Below are 16,922 nucleotides of genomic sequence, written 5' to 3'. Positions count from 1 at the left end.
CTCGGTTCAGTGTGCAGTTTGCCACTGTTAGTGATAGCTACTGCTTGCGTCGGCCTGCTCTAGTTCCTCCTTCTCGCGCTGGACCCCTACCGTGATCGGCGTGAGTTGCTCAATCGTCTGCGCGAACCCTTGTCTCCACTGTTCCCACAGTTCGCTGAACTCCGCCTGTGCGTTCCCCTTCCACGAGCTACGCAGCGCCTCTACCGACTGCGCCAACTGGTTGAGTTGGTCGGTGAGCGCGTGAGCCGACTGCTGCATCATCTGAACGGCGGCCTGGGCGACGTCGGTATCCATGCTGATCTTGGGCATTGGAACGCTCCTGTACTACTATGCGCCGAAGTGTCGATCGGCCGCCTCAAATTCAGCCTTCTCCTGCTGGATTCCAGCCGCAAGACTGGGAATAGTCTCCAGCACCTTGCGAGTACTGGTCAGCCACTGTTCCCAGGAGACTGCGAACCGCTGGCGCGCCTGGCCATCCCAGCCTGCTATCATCTCTTCAACTGTGCTCGCCAGCGTCTGCAGTAATTGGTCGAGCTCCTGGTGGTTGCTGAGCAGTGTCGATGCCGTCTGCATCGCTTGCTCGGGGTCAATCTGGATCCTTGTCATAGTGTCTCCGGTCGATCTCTCATGTGACAACCGCCAAGGCGCATTAGAACCGCGCCTGCTGATCAATCAGCACCAGTTGATCGCGCTCGCGCGCGACACCATCGCGGAATTCCTGGAGCCGGCCGATCTGCTGCTGCGTGTGCGCGAGCCACTCTTGCCAGGTGGCAACGAAATTTCTCTGGGCATTGCCCGTCCACGACTGTTCTAGATCCTGGACCGCGCGCTGAAGATTAGCAAGCGCCTCGGTGAGACCCTGGGCAGCTGCGTCAAACGCGGTAATTGTCGCTTGCGCCTGCTCCAGGTCCATTTCAATGGCTGGCACTGATACCTCCTCTTTGCTTGATTGAGTTGTATTGCATATATGAACGTGGGCGTGCATCGAGTTAGCATAAATAAGCGATGACAATCCTGGTACACATCAGGTACAATAGGGATGTACCATCCTGTACCACCCGCAACTAATAGCCATGGGTGCAGATTTACGCTCGAATCAGAACGCTATGTCCGACAGATCGTCGTTTCCCACACGTCTTAAGCAGCTCCGTGAGCAGCACGGACTGTCACGTGACAAGTTGTCGAAGCTGGTCGGCGTTGATCAAGAGACCTTGCGTAGCTGGGAGGCGGGGCGTCGCAAGCCCGGCAAGGATACCGTGATCCGACTAGCACAAGCGCTTGGATTCAGACCGGGAACAAAGGAGTTTCAGGCGTTCATAAGAGAAGCACGCGGCCTGCCTGACCCGACAGCACCACTGGTTGGCGACGTGCCAGCTACCGATGAATCCGGCGACACGCTCACGGTAAAGCGTGTGCCGGGCGCCTCGCTATTGCGGTCGAGGCCCATCGAGCAGCGGGCGCGCGCTAAGATTATTCGCGAGATGCACTCGATTTGGATCGACGGGGTGTTGCAGTACTCGTTGCATGGTCAGGCACTGATAGAGCTTGGGCTTGCGGAGCGCACCGATCTGGCACGCCAGATTTGGGACGATGTTTTTCCGTGGGATCTGCGCGACAGACAATCGGGGGATGCAGAGCTGCCCTTTCCCGAAGGCGCCCTTTTGATCGACGTCTTTGACGCCTACCAAGCCGAACTGTTGATCCTCGGCGCCCCGGGCGCGGGCAAGACTACCCTGCTGCTCGATCTCGCTAAGACGCTGCTCGATCGAGCAAGCGACGATGAAGATTATCCGATACCCATCATACTCAACCTTGCGTCCTGGATCGAGCAGCAGCTTCCGCTGGCCGACTGGCTGGTGGACGAGCTGAGCGAGCGTTACGGCATCGCACCACGGGTCAGTCAGGGGTGGATACGCGAGGATGCACTCTTGCCACTCCTCGACGGCCTCGACGAGGTGCGCCAGCAAGATCGCGCAGCATGTGTTGCGGCACTCAACCAATTTCACGAACAACATCCCTGCGGCATGGTTGTCACGAGCCGATCCGCCGATTATGATGAACTGGTGGATCACCTCCGCATCCGCAGTGCTGTTGTGCTCCAACCACTGTCAGAAGCCCAGATCGCCGCCTACATCCGGCAATTCGGCGCGCGCTTGGCAACGCTCGATGTCGCACTCGGCGTGGATGATCAGCTTCGCGAGCTGGCGCGGCTGCCCCTGCTACTGAGCATGATGGTAGTGGTCTACCAGGGAGCAGATGAGGGAACCATTCCCCACGGAGTTACCCTCGATGAGCAGCGGCATGAGCTGTTCGACCGCTATGTCATTCACGTCTTCACGACGCGTCGTCGATCAATCACGGTCTACACCCTCGATCAGACCCGGCGATGGCTTGCTTGGTTGGCGCGCGAGATGACCACGCGCTCGCAAACTATTTTCTACCCGGATCGGCTACAGTACGACTGGCTGGCAACAAGAACCAGTCGGATCGCGTATGGGCTCATCGATCGGATGGCCGGAGCGGCTTTGGGAGCATTGGCACTTGGCTGTAGCTATCTGCTGCTGATCATCGGCTATGGATTGCTCGCAGCCGAGCCGCAGATCTACTATCGGTATCTCGGCTACGACACCGCGGTCATGAGTCTGATTGGTGCGATCATCGGCGGGATCTTTGGCGGTTTGCCGTCACCTACCGAGGGCCGTGCGACGGGACTACGTGGCGGGCTGGGCTGGCTTATCGGCGGTCTCTACTTAGGTGTGGTTGGTTGGTCGGTAGCGCACTCGATCGCCGGAGTGATCTCCTACGGGATTATCGGCTGCGCCATTGGGGCGTTCAGCGGCCGGCCTAACCTTCAACCGCGCTTGATCAATACTATTGAGCCGCGCCGCTGGTCATGGCAGCGCACGCGCGGGCTGCTACCGGTATTAGTCTCGGGGGGGATCGCGGCTGGGTGGCTTATGGGGCTGCTCGTAGGCCGAATCGACGGGATATTTGGTCGTTTCTTCACACCACTGATCGGCAGCACCATCGCTGGCGGCCTTGCCGGGGTGCTGAGTGCCTTTGCCTTTGGCATCAGTCGCACTGACGTCGCCGAGCAGACCACACGTCCGAACCAGGCTATTTACCGATCGGCGCGAGGTGCCGGCTGGGCGGCGTTAGAAGGTGGCGTGGTGGCGGGTGTCATCTTCACCCTCGTCGCTGCCGTACCAGTTTCCGGTATCCTAACCGCCCTGATGGGAGCGCTCATCGGCGGCGCGGCGTTTGGCGGGTATACTGTTGTCTCTCACTATGTAGTGCGACTAATGTTATGGAGCGTGGGATTGCTCCCACTCCGCCTGCTATTCTTTCTGAGTCTTTGCTCGGAACGCATTCTATTGCAGCGAATTGGTGGAGGCTATCGCTTCATTCATAAGCTCTTACAGGAGTATTTCGCCACGCGCCCAGCGACACGACAACCGATGGCAATAGCTGGTACGCCCGTTGCACCCATCCACCTCCCTCATTGGGCCGAAATCATAGGCCTATGCATGCTCCTGCTACTGTTTGCGTTGTGCCTATCCAGTAATCCTCACAGAACATCGCTAGGCATAGTGGCCCCGAGAGAACAGGCCAGTCTCGTCTTAGCTAGCGGTGCTGGCTACATTGGCCGCACCACATACAATCGGTTGATCGAGGCGGGAAGTGCCGTGCGTGTGAGCGTTGGGGGTGGAATGGAGATCGGCCCATTTACCGGAACTGTAGATCCGGAAGGAGTCGAGCGCGGCTTTTATGGACTTCCGCTTGGTAATGTACACAAAGTCATCGCTGATTTCCCAACCGGCGCGCTCCTCTGTCGTATCATCGGAGAGCCAGCGTGGCGGCTCTGTGCGCCGCAGACAGAGTTTATGGCTCCACACACTGGCCAGATCGAGTTCCTGATCAATGACAAAGACGTAGCTAGCCACAACGGTTCATTTATCATCCAGATAGATGTTGAACCTTGAGTCCAGTCCTCCTCACTCTCTCCAGCAAACATAATCTCAGAGCCTATTAGGAGACCATTTCAAACCGGGGGCAGAGAGCTTCGGCTAATTGGGGCGTGGGTGCCGCTGACAACATCGGGGGTGTTTTTTCAGCCGGGGTCAGGTGGAGGGAGGTGGTCGGAGCAGGAGGGTTGCGGGCGGTTGTCTGAGTGATGAAAGCATATTCTCAACGGTTTGCACCAGTCTGGCGAGAAATCCGAGCGTTGAACACCGATTATTTCTGGTTGTGCCCATGCTGCGGCCAGCCCACCCGCAGGGGCTTCTCGCCTGGCGCCTGGCCGTCGTGAGCTCACGTCGCCGGTCGGGGAGAAAGGCCCCGCCTCAGGCGGCTCAGCCACATCAGCAGGTTGCGCATCGCGCAGGCCCGGTACAGCTGGCACTGCGCCGCCGCCTGCCCCACCCGCCGCGCCCGCCGACAGCCTTGATAGCGCACCAAAAACGCAATCGTCGGCTCCACCTGCCAACGCCCAGCCAGCAGCGCCCGTCCTGTCGGCGTCCGGTTGAAGGCCTCGCCAGCCCGTAGATAGATGTGGTAGTCCGAGATGAACACCCGTCGCTCGCTGTTCGGCTTTGCCTCTGGGTCGCGGCACTGCGACCACAGCGGACAGTCTCGGCAGCGGGAGGGCAGAAAACAGAATGAGACCCCATCGCCACTGCCGTGGACGTAAACCTTGCGACTGACCACGCCGTTGGGGCGATGCACGTGCGACGCTCCGCATCCACCTGGAAGTCGGCGACCGTGAAGCGTGAGCGGTCGCTCCCACCGCTTACCGGTGTGCGCGCCACCATCATCGTCTGTCCCTCGCTGAGCGCGTCAACCCGGGCGCGGGTCTTGCCCCAGCCTCCAATCTGGTCCATTACCAGATAGGGTGGCAGAGGCAGGCCGGCAGCGAGTTGCTGCTCGAGCACTGCGCTCAGTGTCTCGTTGTCAGGGGTCGAGCCGGTCAAGGCCACTGCAGCACGGATACGGGTTGTGGTGATGCTGATGACCGCGTTGCTGCCCAGCACCGCCGGGCTGCCCTCGTGTTTGCGGAAAGTGGCCTCGAGGTCCACCGCACTGCCTAACCTCCGCGTCCCGCGCTTGCCAATCGGCCGTTCCGTCACGAAGCCGGTGCCATCGACGACGAGGTCATCGGCCACAACCTTGACCAAGGCGGCAAGATAGTCGGCCACGACCGCGCGCAGCGGCTCGGCGAGCACCGGCAGGTGTGGGGTGAGCCCGTCACCAAGCCACGTAGCCACGGTCACTGCCGCCTGGAGGCGCTGCTGGCGTTCGATAGCCGTGCGGGCGCCGCAGGATCGGGCCAGAGCACTGAAATCCAGAGGTGGAAGGGCAGCCTGGAGCAAGGGTGGAGCGTAGGCCAACCAACAGCGAGCCAGCCTGAGGCAGAGATGGCGGAGCAGTTGGTCTGGGCCGGGGTGGGTGGCCACCGGGCTGGCCATGGCAAAGGTATCGACAATTTGGGCCGTGGTCGCAGGCTCTTCGGGGTCGACACGAGAAAGGAAGCCCAGCACATCGCGAAAGAAGGCGTCGGGGGCGTGGGCAGTCAGGTAGGCGTGGATGTCGGCCAGGGTCGAGTGGTCAGGGCCGGGCTGACTCAGCGGCAGGCCCACGAACCAGCGAACGAGCAGGTTGGTCGAGAGCAACTCCTCCAGCGCGGGGTCGGAGCAGGTATCAGCCCAGGCACGAACCATCTCAGCACGGACGAATTGGGCAATGGTAAAGGTGGGAGGGGTACCAGGAGTGCCCGGAGCGTGATGGAAGCCGGCACAGGCGGCAACCACGGCAGTAGGGTCATACCATCGGGCAAGCAGCACCAGGGGGTGGTCGGCGCAGCGGCGCAGCAGCGGGCGATAGACCAGAGTTTCGAGCCAGCAGAGAATGGGAGCGAAAAATTCGCCGATGAGCCACTGCACGGCGGGCGGGACATCAGGCAGGTCGCGAGTGCCGGCCCGCAGCACGGGTGGTACAATCGCCATACCAACCGCCTTTCTATGACCTGATTGGTGTAACCGCCCATATCATGTCACAGATGGCGGTTGCTCATGTGTTCGGAATAATTAGCCGAAGCTCTCCGCCCCCGGTTTGAAATGGTCTCGTAAGATGGCATGCGACCGCCCGTTGAGGTTTCTCCCCGAGGCGATTTGCCACATCACGCGAAACTTTACGTCGCACCCGATGCGTCATAATGAGCTGGGCAGGCTTCATCTGACTACTGAAGCATACGGGCTCTCAGCCACTCTTTCTGTAAAAGCGGCGCATCACCACTCTGCCAGGCCGGCGTGGTATCTCTGTACCTGCTCGCCGGCGGCGTCGACGTCCGCGACGCCGCCGGCTGAGCCCAGGCTGTCGGGCCACCTGGCACTCTGCTCTCGGCGGAGCGCTCTGCCATTTGCGCTATGAGGTGCTGGTCGGGCAACGCCGACTTGAACGGCGAACCTTCTTGTTATCAGCAAGGTGCTCTAACCAATTGAGCTATTGCCCGTTGATTGCCGTCGCAGTGCTACGCACAAGGCAGCGGCATATGGTATGCTCGTGCTGGTAGATTCAGAAACCGCCGCAAACCACGCCGACCCCATGGCAGCGGATAATGCGGTTTTTTCATTGCTTCAGCACTTGCAAAGCGCGTCCTGATGCTGTAGAATGAGTGCGTTGAAACAGATGTGCGATCGGCCTGGCCATGATCCGTACCCACATCATCGAGTGTCACCTCAAGCACGCAGAGGCCGATGCCCTTAATCGGGCCAGCGCCGCGATTTACACCCAGACGCTGGTCGCCCACTACCGCGTCTACCGCAAACGCGGCCAGAACAAACGCCACTGGCTCTCGCAATTCGCCGCGATGCGGCTGAACGACTACCTAACGCGCGACGAGCCGCCGCTGCTGCATGCGCACTCCAAGGACGCAGCGCAACAAGCCTTCTACAAAGCATGCAAAACGGCTCGGGCCAATCGCGAGAAGGGCGCGAAGTATCCCCACAAGCGCAAGCGCTGGCGCACCACGATCTGGAAGCAGAGTGGCATCCGCCGCCAGGGGGAACGGTTGCTGCTTTCCAGGGCAAAGGGTCTGCCGCCCATTCCTGTGGAGCTGCCAGAGGAGATGCAGGACGTGCTGCGCGTGCTGGAGGTGCGGCTGGTCTATGACCGTCGTGCTCACCGCTACACCTGGCACCTGGTAGTTGAGAACGGCAAACAGCCCAAAGCGGCTCCAGGAACGAACGTCGTCGCGGTTGATCTCGGTGAGATACATCCTGCGGTGGTAGGTGACGAGCAGCAGGCGACGATCATCACCTGCCGCGAGCGGCGGCACCAGCAGCAAGGCCACGCCAAACGGCTTGCCAAGCTCAGCAAAGCGCTCAGCCGCAAAACCAAAGGCAGCCGGCGCTACAAACGCTTGCAGCGGACCAGGAGCCGCATGCGTGCCAAGCATCGGCGGGTCATGCGCGATATGGAGCACAAGATCAGCCGCGCGGTGGTGGCTGTAGCCATCGAGCGACAGGCTGGCACGATCGTGATCGGCGATGTGCGGGATATTGCCGATGGCGTCGGTCATGGCACGCAGCACAACCAGCAATCCTCGCAGTGGAACCACGGCCAGGTCCGCCAATACATCACCTACAAGGCTGAAGCCGAAGGCATCGCGGTGGAACTGGTCGACGAACACTACACATCTCAAACCTGTCCGAACTGCTCCAGGCGGCACAAACCTCGCGGCAGGAACTACTCCTGCGGTCGGTGTGGTTTCAGCGCGCATCGCGACGTGGTAGGGCAGATCAACATTCTGTCGCGCTATAAGACAGGAGAGGTTGGCGCTTTGCGCGCTCCTTGCGAGATCAAGCATCGTATGCCGCATAATCTGCGGCTTATGCGTAGACGCCGGGACACCGGCCAGCCAGATACGGCTGTAGCTCGCGGGACTGGCCGCCAGTCGCGAGAAGCTGCGGGACTTTAAGCCCCTGCGGAGTGTCACGATTCCCAGTGAGGACCGCTATGCACCGGACAGCATCTATCCCCGTCACCCTCCGCGAGGAAACTGAGTACGGGACGCGCTTCACGATCAGCACCTACTTCGGTGGCATCGAGGCCATGCACCACGAACGTGGGCCCGAGTACGGCTGGTTCTGGCGCATCAACCGCCCCGAGTTGCCCGCCTACCATCGCGAGTGGCACGATCACTCCGCGCTCACCGACACTGTCTGTCAGACCGAATACGATGCGCTCGCAACGGCGGTGATGTATCTCCTGCGCGTGCTGGCAGCGCACGATCAGACCGCCGAATTGGTCGCTGCCCTGGAAGAGGCTGTGGAGCAGTCAGGCATCGACCTGCCGCCGATCGACCCGCCGCGCATCCTCGACCTGAACGAGCGCCTGGAGCGGATCTGCCTCGCCATCGGGACGCCGCGGGCCGCGCCGCCTCCTGAGGTAACCGCTGCGCTGGCGACGCTCGCGACACTCGCCGACGACCTGCCGGAGCACCTGGCCGCGCACCAGGTCACCGCGCTAGATGCCCTGCGCCAGCACCTCGGAATCGCGCCAGAGCGTTAGCTGCCGTGGCCCGGCGCTCACCGGTGCGCACCAGCGCGGCAGCGGCTGTCCCGCCCTGGCGCTCTCTACTGAGCTACGAGGAAATGGTCCCGCGGGTGGGCCTCGAACCCACTGCCTTGCGATTAAGAGTCGCCTGCTCCTCCAAATGAGCTTCCACGGGATGTTGGTGCCCCGGACAGGCCATGATCCTGCACGCTTCCGATTAAAAGTCGGCTGCTCTGCCCGCTTGAGCTACCGAGGCACGTGGTACCTCTCACGCGAGTTGCACGCGTACGCGCGTCGCCGCGCACCGGTTTTTGAGACCGGCGTGTCTGCTGTTCCACCAGAGAGGCATATGGTCCGGCTGGCGCGAGTTGCACGCGCACGGGCTCTCGCCCACAGCGCCCTCAACGCTGCGTGTCTGCTGTTTCACCACAGCCGGATGCTGGTCAGCGTACAGAGATTCGCACTCTGATGACCTTGCGGCCACTACGACCTGAACGTAGCGCGTCTACTGTTCCGCCATATCCCGATGATAGAGGTCTCCGCCCGACCTCCTGCATGTCGGGCAGGCGCTCTCGCCGGCTGAGCTACGCGGAGAGATGGCGCCGCGTGAGGGAGTCCAACCCCCACCTTCAGAGTCCGAAGCTCTGTGCTCTGTGCATTAAGCTACCGCGGCGTGTGGAAGGGCGTACCGGTGCTGCCCCGGCTCCTGCGGCTTGAAAGACCACCGTCCTAGCTGGTAGACCAACGCCCCATAAATACATAAATCCCGAACTCGCATGGTGCCATTGGCTGTGGGCGCAGAGATGACGGCGCTTCATCGCACGTTGCAATGGGACCGCGTGCTTCTGGCAGCTATGTCGGTTGTTGCGCCCTTTGCCCGCTCCATTGCGGGTTGATTCGTGCCTTTGGTGGAGCTGCCGGGCTTCGCACCCGGGCTTCCGCGTTGCGAACGCAGCGGCTTCCTCTTCGCCTACAGCCCCATCTGGAGCCTCGCACCGGCTATGCTCCGGTCCCGGCGCGTTACGAATGCTTGCCGAGAGAAGCGAAAGCCCAGAGCGCTTACGCCTGAGATGAAGCGCCGCGCTTTAGCAGCTTTAGCCCATTGGAGCGCAGCAAAATGCTTGATTACGAACATATTTTCTGCTATACTCGCTCTATGCGAACGATCCAGACAGCCTACCGCTACCGGCTAGAGCCAAACGACGCCCAGGCTACTCAGATGCGCCGGTTTGCCGGCGCGCGTCGGTGGGTATGGAACTGGGCCTTGTCGAGACGCCGCGACCACTACCAGCAGACTGGCAAGAGCCTGTCGGTCACAAACCTGTGTGCCGAGCTTGCCGCGCTCAAACAGCAGCCAGAGACAGCCTGGCTGCGAGAAATGGATAGCCAGGCGCTTCAACAAACGCTGCACGACCTGGATAAAGCCTTTCAATCCTTCTTTGCGAAACGGTCGCGCAGACCTCAGTTTAAGGCCAAGAAGACCGATCCCCTGCGCTTTCGTATCCCGCAGCGCGTGACACTTGACGGCTCGTCTGTTCGTGTGCCGAAGATCGGGCGCGTCAGAGCGCGCATCCACCGCCCAATCGAGGGCGTCATCAAAAGCGCGACATTCAAGCAGGAGCCGGACGGCCACTGGTATGTCTGCTTCGTGGTCGAGCAGCAGGCGATCGATCGCGTCGAGCGGCCGATTGCCACGCACGCCGGCGTCGATGTCGGCCTGAAGACCTTCGCCGTTCTGAGCACTGGCGAGCAGATCGCCAATCCACGCTACTACCGGACACAGGTGCGGAAGCTCAAGCGAGCGCAGCGCAGGCTGTCGCGTCGTACGCTCGGCAGCGCCAATCGTGCGAAAGCACGGCAGCAGGTTGCCCGGCTGCACCAGAAGGTCAAGCAGCAGCGTGCCGATTTTCTGCATAAGGTCACGACCAAGCTGATCACGCAGTTCGACCTGGTTTCGATTGAAGACCTGTCCGTTCGTGGGCTGGCGAGAACCAAGCTGTCGACGAACGTACTGGACGCTTCTTGGGGCACGTTTCGGCAATTGCTCACCTACAAGGCCGACCGGCAGAACTCCTACCTGATGTTGATCGGGCGCTTCTACCCGTCGAGCCGGCTGTGTCCGGCCTGCGGGACGATCAATGTCGACCTCAGCCTGGCTGATCGAACCTGGAGATGTGCGTGCAGCGTCGTTCACGATCGCGATCTCAACGCCGCACGGAACATTGACGCCGAAGGGCTGCGCCTGTACCAGCAGCACGTTCTCCGCAACGTCGCCGTCGGGCAGACGGAGACGCAAAACGCTTGTGGAGCCTCGGTAAGACCCGCGAGAGCGGGCGCGGGACGATGAAGCAAGAAGCCCTCGCGCCTCGGCCTTGGGCGTGTCACGAATGCGCCATGCTTCTGACAACACTTGCGAGGCATTGGCGGCGCTGGAGCCCAGCGCCAGTGGTGACCCGAGCGGGTAACGCTCCCGCGTTTCCTGGTTGAGAGCCAAGCGGTCTTCTTTTAACCTACCGGGTCGGAAAACCATCGTTGTGCCGCGGAGGACGCGGGCCGGCCCAGCCGGCCCACGACCTCATTTCATATGTTGTAGGCGTACTTGCGCCAGACCTCGTGCCGATCCAGCTCGCCAATGAGCGCGAACGCAATCACCTGCGGCTGGCGGGGCTTCGTCCTGAGCACCATGCGCGCCTCTTCCGGGGTTCTGTCCCTTTTGGCGTGGTTGCAGTCGTAGCATGCGGCCACGACGTTCTCCCAGGTCGTCTGGCCACCGCGCGCTTTCGGCACGACGTGGTCGAGCGTCAGCTTCGCGCGACCTGGCTGGGCACCGCAATACTGGCAGGTCTCGCGGTCACGGATAAGCACGGCCCGGCGCGAGCACGGCAGGCGCCGCGAGCGCGGGATTGGGACGTATCGCACCAGGCGGATGACCAGCGGGCACTCCATACTCGTCCCTTGCGCCCGCAGACGCTGCTCGGCGGCCTCGACCAGCTCAGCCTTCGATTGGAGCAGCAGGATGACCGCGCGCTTGATACTGACCATGCGAAGCGGTTCGTAGCTCGCATTCAAGACGAGAACACTCGAACTCAAGAGACGAACACCCCCTTTCAAGACCATTCCAAGAGGGGTGCGCTAAACATAAGATCGGCGTCACTCGCCGACGCCAGTTCCCCATTCGGCGTCGCGCTCGTGTCTCCTAGCGACGCCGGATCTTCATCCGGCGTCGCCGTGCCGCCACACCAGTGGTAGCATGGAAGCGCTAACAACCCACCCACCACTTGTGGAGACACTGCCATGCTACTCGATTTGTCAACCTCGTTCAAGCGCCTCGTCGCCGCCTTCCGGCCCCAGCCGCTCTGCTCGCCTCCAGCCCCTGAGCCTGTCTGCCCGCTCAATCACCCCGACCTGCCCCTGCCCGCCTGGGTCGCAAACGACCCGATCGTCGCCAAGTATCGTGCACTCATCGGCGACCTACCCTGGGCTGACTTCCCCGAGCGATCCACCGACCGCCCCTGGCCTGGCCCTCAGCCTGACCCGCGCGCTCCCTTCGTCGCCGCCTATCTCGTCAAACTTCACGAAGGTAAGCGTTTCATGTCCGAACTGCGCGAGTACCTGCTCGAGCATCCTGCCCTGCTCTGCTGGCTTGGCTTCCAGTGTGTGCCGGATGCCTCCTCTCCTTATGGCTTTGCTGTTGCCCAAACCGTCCCCGACCGTCGTCAACTCAGTCGGGTCTTGCGCACCTTGCCCAATGACTCGCTCCAATGGCTGCTGTCCGCCTCACTCGACTTGCTCCAAGCCACGCTTCCGCCCGAGCAGCAAGCTCTGTTTGGCGACACCATCGCTGGCGACACCCAGGCGCTGCTGGCTTGGGTCAGAGAGAACAATCCCAAGCAGTATATAAAGGAAGGTCGCCTCGACAAGGACTGCCAACCTATCGCAGACCCGGACTGCAAGCTCGGCGTCAAGAAAGCCCGCAACTCTGCCCCTGCCGACGCCGATGGTGCTGCCGACCCTCCGGCTCCCGCCACTCACGCCAAACCGGCTCGCGACCTCCAGCTTGGCGTGGACATCTTCTGGGGCTACGCTTCTGGCATCGTGGTCAGCAGAATACCCGACGGCACCGAGGTCGTGCTTGCCGAGCGCACCCGACCGTTCAACCAAAGTGATGCTTCCTACTTCTTCCCGCTGATGGATGCCGTCGAGCAGCGTCTCGGTCGCAAACCGCGCTTCGGCACCTGGGATTGCGCCTACGACGCGCACTACGTCTACGAGTATTTCCACCAAGCCGGCGGCTTTGCAGCTGTGCCATTCAACCCCGGACGCAAAGGCGGCAAACGCCAATTTGACCCCGACGGTCGTCCGCTGTGTGCAGCTGGCTTGCCAATGCCACAGCTGCTGCGCTATCTCGACCGCACCAGTGGTCTGATTCCACACACGCGTGAGAAGTGTGGCTGCCCACTGCTGCACCCAGCACCGACAGGTACGAGTTGCCCAATCGCCGATCCGCATTTTGAGAAGGGTGGCTGCACCACGACCTTGGCGGCTGATGTCGGCGCGCGTATTCGGCACACGCTTGACCGTGAGAGTGCAGCGTACAAGCAACTGTATGCCCAGCGCACGATGGTCGAGCGGATCAATTCGCAGGCCGAAGCGCTAGGTATGCTCCATCCCAAACTGCGGCGTGGTCGAGCGATTGCGAACCAGAACAGCTTAACCTACGTGCTGATCAATCTGCGTGCCCTGCAGCGTATTCGTGCCGCGCAGGAGCAGCGGCCGAGCACGAGAACGACGACCCTGGCGGCATAGCTCAAGCGGACGGCCTGTGATACTCGAGGGTGGGTGGGAGTGGCAAACGGGCCGCCGAGAGAGACACCAGAACCAGGGACGATAAGCCAAACCGCACACACCTGTTCGCGAGGACGCAAGGACGGGTCGTGAGCTCGTGCGCTCGAAACGGCAAACCAGCGCTGTGATGCGGCAAAACGTGCCGAAAAGGACGAGCGCGCCCTCAAGCAGCCCCGGCACAGGCGTGCAGCACCAGCGTTGAGCGCCTGACGACATCTACCAAGAGGGCTTGCGCTTGCTTATGTTCAGCGCACCACCAAATCGCTTCCCTTATGTTTAGCGCACCCCTCATTCCAAGACGTTGAGCTGGCGCCTCCTGCCTCTTCGCGTGGCTTCTGGAACCCGATCCGGCTGGCCGAGGCCAGGTACAGGACCGGCATCAGTCGCGGCGACCTTTTCAGCCGCAGTGGGAGGCAATGGTCAGAGTGGTCGGAGTTGAACCGACGGCCTCCGGCTCCCCGCGCCGGCGCGCTACCAGGCTGCGCTACACCCTGTCTGTTTGCGACATTTCGCGACAGCCGGTGTCGCGAAAAAGCTGGCGGGACGAGCAGGTGCTGCCCCTGCAAGGCCCTTCACAGGGCTCGACCGCTTTCCAAGCAGCTGCCGTCACTCACTCGGCTTGCCGTCCCGTAGTATCGTGCCATTTCCGCCGCCTTTCGGCGAGTGTTGTGTTAGGGGCGCCGGGCCGGCAGACTGCGGGGCCGCTCCCACGGCTTGCCGCCGAACGGGGAGACCCGGCTCCGACGCCTCCTTTAACTGGCGGGAAGGGCGCGAGTTGAACGCGCAAGGCTCATCGCTCGCCCAGGTTCGAGCTGGGTACCGTCGCCCATCGGTTAGCCTTCCCATACTGGCGGAGAGAGAGCGGATCGAACGCTCAAGGCTTACGCTCGGCCGGATTCAAGCCGGCTGCCGTCACCTATCGGCTAGTCTCTCCATTGGCGGAGCGAGCGCGAGTTGAACGCGCAAGGCTGTTACGCTCGACACGTTAGCACCGTGCTGCCGTCGCCCATCGGCTTGCCGCTCCATAGCACTTGATCACGCACCCCAGCGCGTGGCCGTTCGCCGCCGCGCGTCCGTGTTCTCCGGCCGGACCCACTTTGGTGGACTGAGCGGGATCAGCCCGCGACCTTTCGGTCTGTGTTGCGGATCTGACGGCCACCCGCCCCTCCCCGTCGCGTCGTCGTTTGTACGCGCCGGAGCTGCGCAATCACTGGAGTCCCGACAGGGATTCGCACCCTGGACGGCACGGTTTGCAGCCGTGCTCCTCGCTGTTCGGTTCCGGGACAAATGGGGTGCGCGACGGGATTCGGACCCGCGAAACCTGCGGTCACAGCGCAGTGCCTGATGCCATCCGGCTTCGCGCACCATAATGGCTGCGGGAAAAAGAGTTGATTCCTTGCCGGCTTCAGAGACCGGAGTTTCTACCGACTGGAACTATCCCGCACCTATGCCTACAAGCTATGCTCTGGCACCGTCGGAGGGCCTCGAACCCCCACCTTCGTGTTTAGAAGACACGCGCGCTTCCAATTACGCTACGACGGCATTGGTCCCCCGACCGCGACTCGAACGCGGAAGCGGCTCACACCGCACCAATTTTTAAGATTGGCTCGTTTACCAGTTCCGGCACCGGGGGTAGAGTTTGCAGATTTGCCGCGACGTTTTGCAGATTTGCCGCGACGAGAATACAGCACCCCAAAGCCTTAGATGATGTCTTGATACTCCTTAGTTGCGAAGATTCGGTTCCCATGCGGCCGTTATCCGCCGCACGACCATACCTGCGCATGTGAGGCTGCTCCTCGATCGCAGCAGCAAGGGCTAAATCGGCTGGCGATTGGCGTCCTGCGTTTTGCTCCTCTACTCACGATCAGGCATATGCGCCCGTGTCCCCGCGCGGCTGGCCTGAGCCGCGTGTTCGGGTAGACCGCCCCTCCAGGAACCAGACCCCTTTCTCTACGCGCCGTACGCATCGCATAGGGCAGGCGGAAGGGTGCTATAGCCCACATACCGGCCAATCAACCAGCACTGGCACGGGGAGCAGGATTCTAACCTGCGTAGCGGGGTTCAAAGGCCCGCGTCCTAACACTAGACGATCCCCGTAAATTTGGCGCCGCTGACCCGAGTTGCACGGATACGGACACTGCTTAGGACACAGTCGCGCTATCTGTTACGCTACAGCGGCATACTTCTCAACCGCGGCCGGTATTTGGTCGTGCGCCGTCGCGCAGCGGACCACCGCCGGCCAATGGAACGTTGTGATTGTGGCTAGATCCCCCACCTGGCTCCTGAACCGCCCAGCACGTACCGGCATGCGCGGGGTGAGACACCTCCCGGCGATCGGCCGGCCGCATGGCTGCGTCCACCGTCTTCCAGCCTCCAGCCGAGCCCACCGGCGCCTCTTCTCGCCAGGTCACGACAACGTCTTCGGCGATCGCTGACCCACAGGGCTTATTCGGCTTTATTGGCGCTCCCGCGCGCTGTCACACGCGCTCACGGTCACTGGTCGGGGAAGCGGGCCTTGCTCCCGCCGCCTCCTGGGTGGAAGCCAGGCGCTCTGCTGGCTGAGCTATTCCCCGAGATAATGGTCAGAGCCCCCGGTTCCGCCCCGGGCACCTCCACGATGTCGGCGTGGCGCTCTGGCTGAATGAGCTAGGCTCTGGAATGGTCAGGGAGCCGGGCTATGCTCCCGGCGCCTCCTGGATGGGAACCAGGCGCTCTCCTGAATGAGCTACTCCCTGTTGCGGCCCGCCTTACGGCGAGATTGGGTACTCGCGGCGTGTTTGTCGTGGTGCCAGCCACCAAGGATGCTGGCCGCCGCCCCCGCGCGCCGCGCTGGCACGCGACGCTTGCGGGCGACAACCGCTTCCCACGAACCCTGGCCTTGCCGGGGCCTCCCTCGAACCGGGACACCGCAGAATCGGGCACTCTGGTCAGGTAGGCGAGGATCGCACTCGCGTCCCGTGCTTGGCAAGCACGTGCTCTGCTACTGAACTACTACCTGGTTTTACCGCTTCCTGAAGCATCGTAAAATAATTCGGAGATTGACCACCGCCATCCTGCTGCCGCCTCACACGGCTAGATCGGCTGTATGATCTACCCCATCTGCGACGTTACCGCATTGAGATGCGATCCTGAACCAGATACCTGCACTCATTTCTGCGGATACCTGCACTCATTTTCTGTGCTTCATGGTGGTCTGCCGGGGCGACGATCCCCGTTCGGTTCCTTGAGAGAGAACTGTCCTAACCATCGTAGACGAGCAGACCGTTCTGGATTTCGTAGGCGACCTGGCAGGCGGACGCCTGCTCGCGCGCTCGTTCGGCGATGCGACCGCCCTGGGTTTTCGCGCGCGTGTCCTGGCTGGGGCTTCCCAGCGTGATCGTCTCGATTTGACCCCACACCTCTTGCCGTCGCACAGCGCCCGGTCCGATCCGCTCGCCCGGCAGATCGGCTGCTCCGAGCACGCAAGCCCTACACTGCACGCCGTTCAGCGTAACGCTTTCCGATGACGGCATGGCGCAGGTGGT

Annotated in this window: 11 protein-coding genes, 21 tRNA genes and 1 pseudogene; 5 read left to right on the top strand and 28 right to left on the bottom strand. The window is 61.9% G+C overall.

All coding sequences use genetic code 11. The annotated features are described in order from the left end of the window. Window positions 1–27 precede the first annotated feature (27 nt). Genes M1P90_RS36160 through M1P90_RS36150 form a run of 3 tightly spaced genes read right to left on the bottom strand, consistent with a single transcriptional unit; the run spans window position 28 to window position 928 of the window. A complete protein-coding gene (locus tag M1P90_RS36160; RefSeq protein WP_483705908.1) occupies window positions 28–309 on the bottom strand; it encodes a WXG100 family type VII secretion target in 282 nt (93 codons plus the stop codon). Window positions 310–327: 18 nt separating this feature from the next. Continuing rightward, window positions 328–606: a WXG100 family type VII secretion target gene (locus tag M1P90_RS36155; RefSeq protein WP_483705906.1), complete on the bottom strand. Its 279-nt coding sequence runs from the start codon at window positions 604–606 to the stop codon at window positions 328–330. A gap of 43 nt (window positions 607–649) precedes the next feature. Further along, window positions 650–928 (bottom strand): WXG100 family type VII secretion target, encoded by a 279-nt coding sequence (locus M1P90_RS36150; protein ID WP_483705904.1) that lies wholly within the window; start codon window positions 926–928, stop codon window positions 650–652. A gap of 178 nt (window positions 929–1,106) precedes the next feature. Here M1P90_RS36150 and M1P90_RS36145 point away from each other — a divergent pair, with 178 nt between their 5' ends. After that, window positions 1,107–3,983 carry a helix-turn-helix domain-containing protein gene (locus M1P90_RS36145; RefSeq protein ID WP_483705902.1) on the top strand — a complete coding sequence of 959 codons (2,877 nt, stop codon included), beginning with the start codon at window positions 1,107–1,109 and terminating at the stop codon, window positions 3,981–3,983. 328 nt (window positions 3,984–4,311) lie between these two features. Here the strand turns inward: M1P90_RS36145 and M1P90_RS36140 are convergent, their stop codons facing one another. From M1P90_RS36140 to M1P90_RS36130, 3 genes and pseudogenes are all read right to left on the bottom strand, one after another. After that, on the bottom strand, window positions 4,312–4,707 hold the full coding sequence (locus M1P90_RS36140; RefSeq protein ID WP_483706073.1) for a transposase: 396 nt from the start codon (window positions 4,705–4,707) through the stop codon (window positions 4,312–4,314). 890 nt (window positions 4,708–5,597) lie between these two features. Then, window positions 5,598–6,002: pseudogene (locus M1P90_RS36135) on the bottom strand (transposase); the annotation flags it as partial. Between the two features lie 429 nt (window positions 6,003–6,431). Beyond that, window positions 6,432–6,508: transfer RNA gene (locus M1P90_RS36130), tRNA-Ile, on the bottom strand. A 195-nt stretch (window positions 6,509–6,703) separates the two neighbouring features. On the opposite strand from M1P90_RS36130, the gene M1P90_RS36125 reads away from it, so the two are divergent. After that, window positions 6,704–7,975, top strand: a complete 1,272-nt coding sequence (locus M1P90_RS36125) for an RNA-guided endonuclease InsQ/TnpB family protein (protein ID WP_483705900.1) — start codon at window positions 6,704–6,706, stop codon at window positions 7,973–7,975. 38 nt (window positions 7,976–8,013) lie between these two features. Continuing rightward, a complete protein-coding gene (locus M1P90_RS36120; protein WP_483705898.1) occupies window positions 8,014–8,568 on the top strand; it encodes a hypothetical protein in 555 nt (184 codons plus the stop codon). Between the two features lie 84 nt (window positions 8,569–8,652). Here M1P90_RS36120 and M1P90_RS36115 read toward each other — a convergent pair. The 6 genes from M1P90_RS36115 to M1P90_RS36090 form a co-directional block, all read right to left on the bottom strand. Next, window positions 8,653–8,728, bottom strand: a tRNA-Lys gene (locus tag M1P90_RS36115). A 4-nt stretch (window positions 8,729–8,732) separates the two neighbouring features. Beyond that, window positions 8,733–8,809: transfer RNA gene (locus tag M1P90_RS36110), tRNA-Lys, on the bottom strand. Between the two features lie 3 nt (window positions 8,810–8,812). Then, window positions 8,813–8,900 (bottom strand) — tRNA-Leu (locus tag M1P90_RS36105). 250 nt (window positions 8,901–9,150) lie between these two features. Beyond that, window positions 9,151–9,226, bottom strand: a tRNA-Arg gene (locus tag M1P90_RS36100). 3 nt (window positions 9,227–9,229) lie between these two features. After that, window positions 9,230–9,304 (bottom strand) — tRNA-Glu (locus tag M1P90_RS36095). Window positions 9,305–9,459: 155 nt separating this feature from the next. After that, window positions 9,460–9,533, bottom strand: a tRNA-Ala gene (locus M1P90_RS36090). Window positions 9,534–9,670: 137 nt separating this feature from the next. Here M1P90_RS36090 and M1P90_RS36085 point away from each other — a divergent pair. Next, window positions 9,671–10,900: an RNA-guided endonuclease InsQ/TnpB family protein gene (locus M1P90_RS36085; protein ID WP_483705896.1), complete on the top strand. Its 1,230-nt coding sequence runs from the start codon at window positions 9,671–9,673 to the stop codon at window positions 10,898–10,900. A 99-nt stretch (window positions 10,901–10,999) separates the two neighbouring features. Here M1P90_RS36085 and M1P90_RS36080 read toward each other — a convergent pair. Both M1P90_RS36080 and M1P90_RS36075 read right to left on the bottom strand, forming a co-directional pair. Further along, window positions 11,000–11,073: transfer RNA gene (locus M1P90_RS36080), tRNA-Glu, on the bottom strand. Window positions 11,074–11,133: 60 nt separating this feature from the next. After that, on the bottom strand, window positions 11,134–11,595 hold the full coding sequence (locus tag M1P90_RS36075; protein ID WP_483705894.1) for an HNH endonuclease: 462 nt from the start codon (window positions 11,593–11,595) through the stop codon (window positions 11,134–11,136). 252 nt (window positions 11,596–11,847) lie between these two features. On the opposite strand from M1P90_RS36075, the gene M1P90_RS36070 reads away from it, so the two are divergent. Then, window positions 11,848–13,359: a hypothetical protein gene (locus M1P90_RS36070; protein ID WP_483704907.1), complete on the top strand. Its 1,512-nt coding sequence runs from the start codon at window positions 11,848–11,850 to the stop codon at window positions 13,357–13,359. A gap of 456 nt (window positions 13,360–13,815) precedes the next feature. Here the strand turns inward: M1P90_RS36070 and M1P90_RS36065 are convergent. From M1P90_RS36065 to M1P90_RS36000, 14 genes are all read right to left on the bottom strand, one after another. Continuing rightward, window positions 13,816–13,892 (bottom strand) — tRNA-Pro (locus M1P90_RS36065). A gap of 42 nt (window positions 13,893–13,934) precedes the next feature. After that, window positions 13,935–14,027: transfer RNA gene (locus M1P90_RS36060), tRNA-Ser, on the bottom strand. A gap of 219 nt (window positions 14,028–14,246) precedes the next feature. Further along, window positions 14,247–14,332: transfer RNA gene (locus M1P90_RS36055), tRNA-Ser, on the bottom strand. A 2-nt stretch (window positions 14,333–14,334) separates the two neighbouring features. Next, window positions 14,335–14,422 (bottom strand) — tRNA-Ser (locus M1P90_RS36050). Window positions 14,423–14,686: 264 nt separating this feature from the next. Continuing rightward, window positions 14,687–14,763, bottom strand: a tRNA-His gene (locus M1P90_RS36045). 5 nt (window positions 14,764–14,768) lie between these two features. Continuing rightward, window positions 14,769–14,842, bottom strand: a tRNA-Gln gene (locus M1P90_RS36040). A 22-nt stretch (window positions 14,843–14,864) separates the two neighbouring features. Then, window positions 14,865–14,940, bottom strand: a tRNA-Arg gene (locus tag M1P90_RS36035). 2 nt (window positions 14,941–14,942) lie between these two features. Then, a tRNA-Leu gene (locus M1P90_RS36030) sits at window positions 14,943–15,031 on the bottom strand. 390 nt (window positions 15,032–15,421) lie between these two features. After that, window positions 15,422–15,495: transfer RNA gene (locus tag M1P90_RS36025), tRNA-Gln, on the bottom strand. A gap of 5 nt (window positions 15,496–15,500) precedes the next feature. Next, window positions 15,501–15,577, bottom strand: a tRNA-Arg gene (locus M1P90_RS36020). 318 nt (window positions 15,578–15,895) lie between these two features. Further along, a tRNA-Gly gene (locus M1P90_RS36015) sits at window positions 15,896–15,971 on the bottom strand. Between the two features lie 86 nt (window positions 15,972–16,057). After that, a tRNA-Gly gene (locus M1P90_RS36010) sits at window positions 16,058–16,133 on the bottom strand. A gap of 189 nt (window positions 16,134–16,322) precedes the next feature. Then, a tRNA-Gly gene (locus M1P90_RS36005) sits at window positions 16,323–16,396 on the bottom strand. A gap of 241 nt (window positions 16,397–16,637) precedes the next feature. Beyond that, window positions 16,638–16,910 (bottom strand): hypothetical protein, encoded by a 273-nt coding sequence (locus M1P90_RS36000; RefSeq protein ID WP_483705892.1) that lies wholly within the window; start codon window positions 16,908–16,910, stop codon window positions 16,638–16,640. Window positions 16,911–16,922: the final 12 nt, after the last annotated feature.

It is taken from the genome of Kouleothrix sp. 19917 (assembly GCF_057073505.1).
Note: the sequence above shows the minus strand (reverse complement) of the source record. Positions and strands in the feature narration are given on the sequence as shown.

Excerpts from the sequence above, each read along its gene's own strand:
- M1P90_RS36075 (WP_483705894.1), bottom strand. The coding sequence starts at position 11,595 with ATGGTCAGTATCAAGCGCGCGGTCATCCTGCTGCTCCAATCGAAGGCT.
- M1P90_RS36145 (WP_483705902.1), top strand. The coding sequence starts at position 1,107 with ATGTCCGACAGATCGTCGTTTCCCACACGTCTTAAGCAGCTCCGTGAG.
- M1P90_RS36155 (WP_483705906.1), bottom strand. The coding sequence starts at position 606 with ATGACAAGGATCCAGATTGACCCCGAGCAAGCGATGCAGACGGCATCG.
- M1P90_RS36125 (WP_483705900.1), top strand. The coding sequence starts at position 6,704 with ATGATCCGTACCCACATCATCGAGTGTCACCTCAAGCACGCAGAGGCC.
- M1P90_RS36070 (WP_483704907.1), top strand. The coding sequence starts at position 11,848 with ATGCTACTCGATTTGTCAACCTCGTTCAAGCGCCTCGTCGCCGCCTTC.
- M1P90_RS36085 (WP_483705896.1), top strand. The coding sequence starts at position 9,671 with ATGCTTGATTACGAACATATTTTCTGCTATACTCGCTCTATGCGAACG.
- M1P90_RS36120 (WP_483705898.1), top strand. The coding sequence starts at position 8,014 with ATGCACCGGACAGCATCTATCCCCGTCACCCTCCGCGAGGAAACTGAG.
- M1P90_RS36000 (WP_483705892.1), bottom strand. The coding sequence starts at position 16,910 with ATGCCGTCATCGGAAAGCGTTACGCTGAACGGCGTGCAGTGTAGGGCT.
- M1P90_RS36160 (WP_483705908.1), bottom strand. The coding sequence starts at position 309 with ATGCCCAAGATCAGCATGGATACCGACGTCGCCCAGGCCGCCGTTCAG.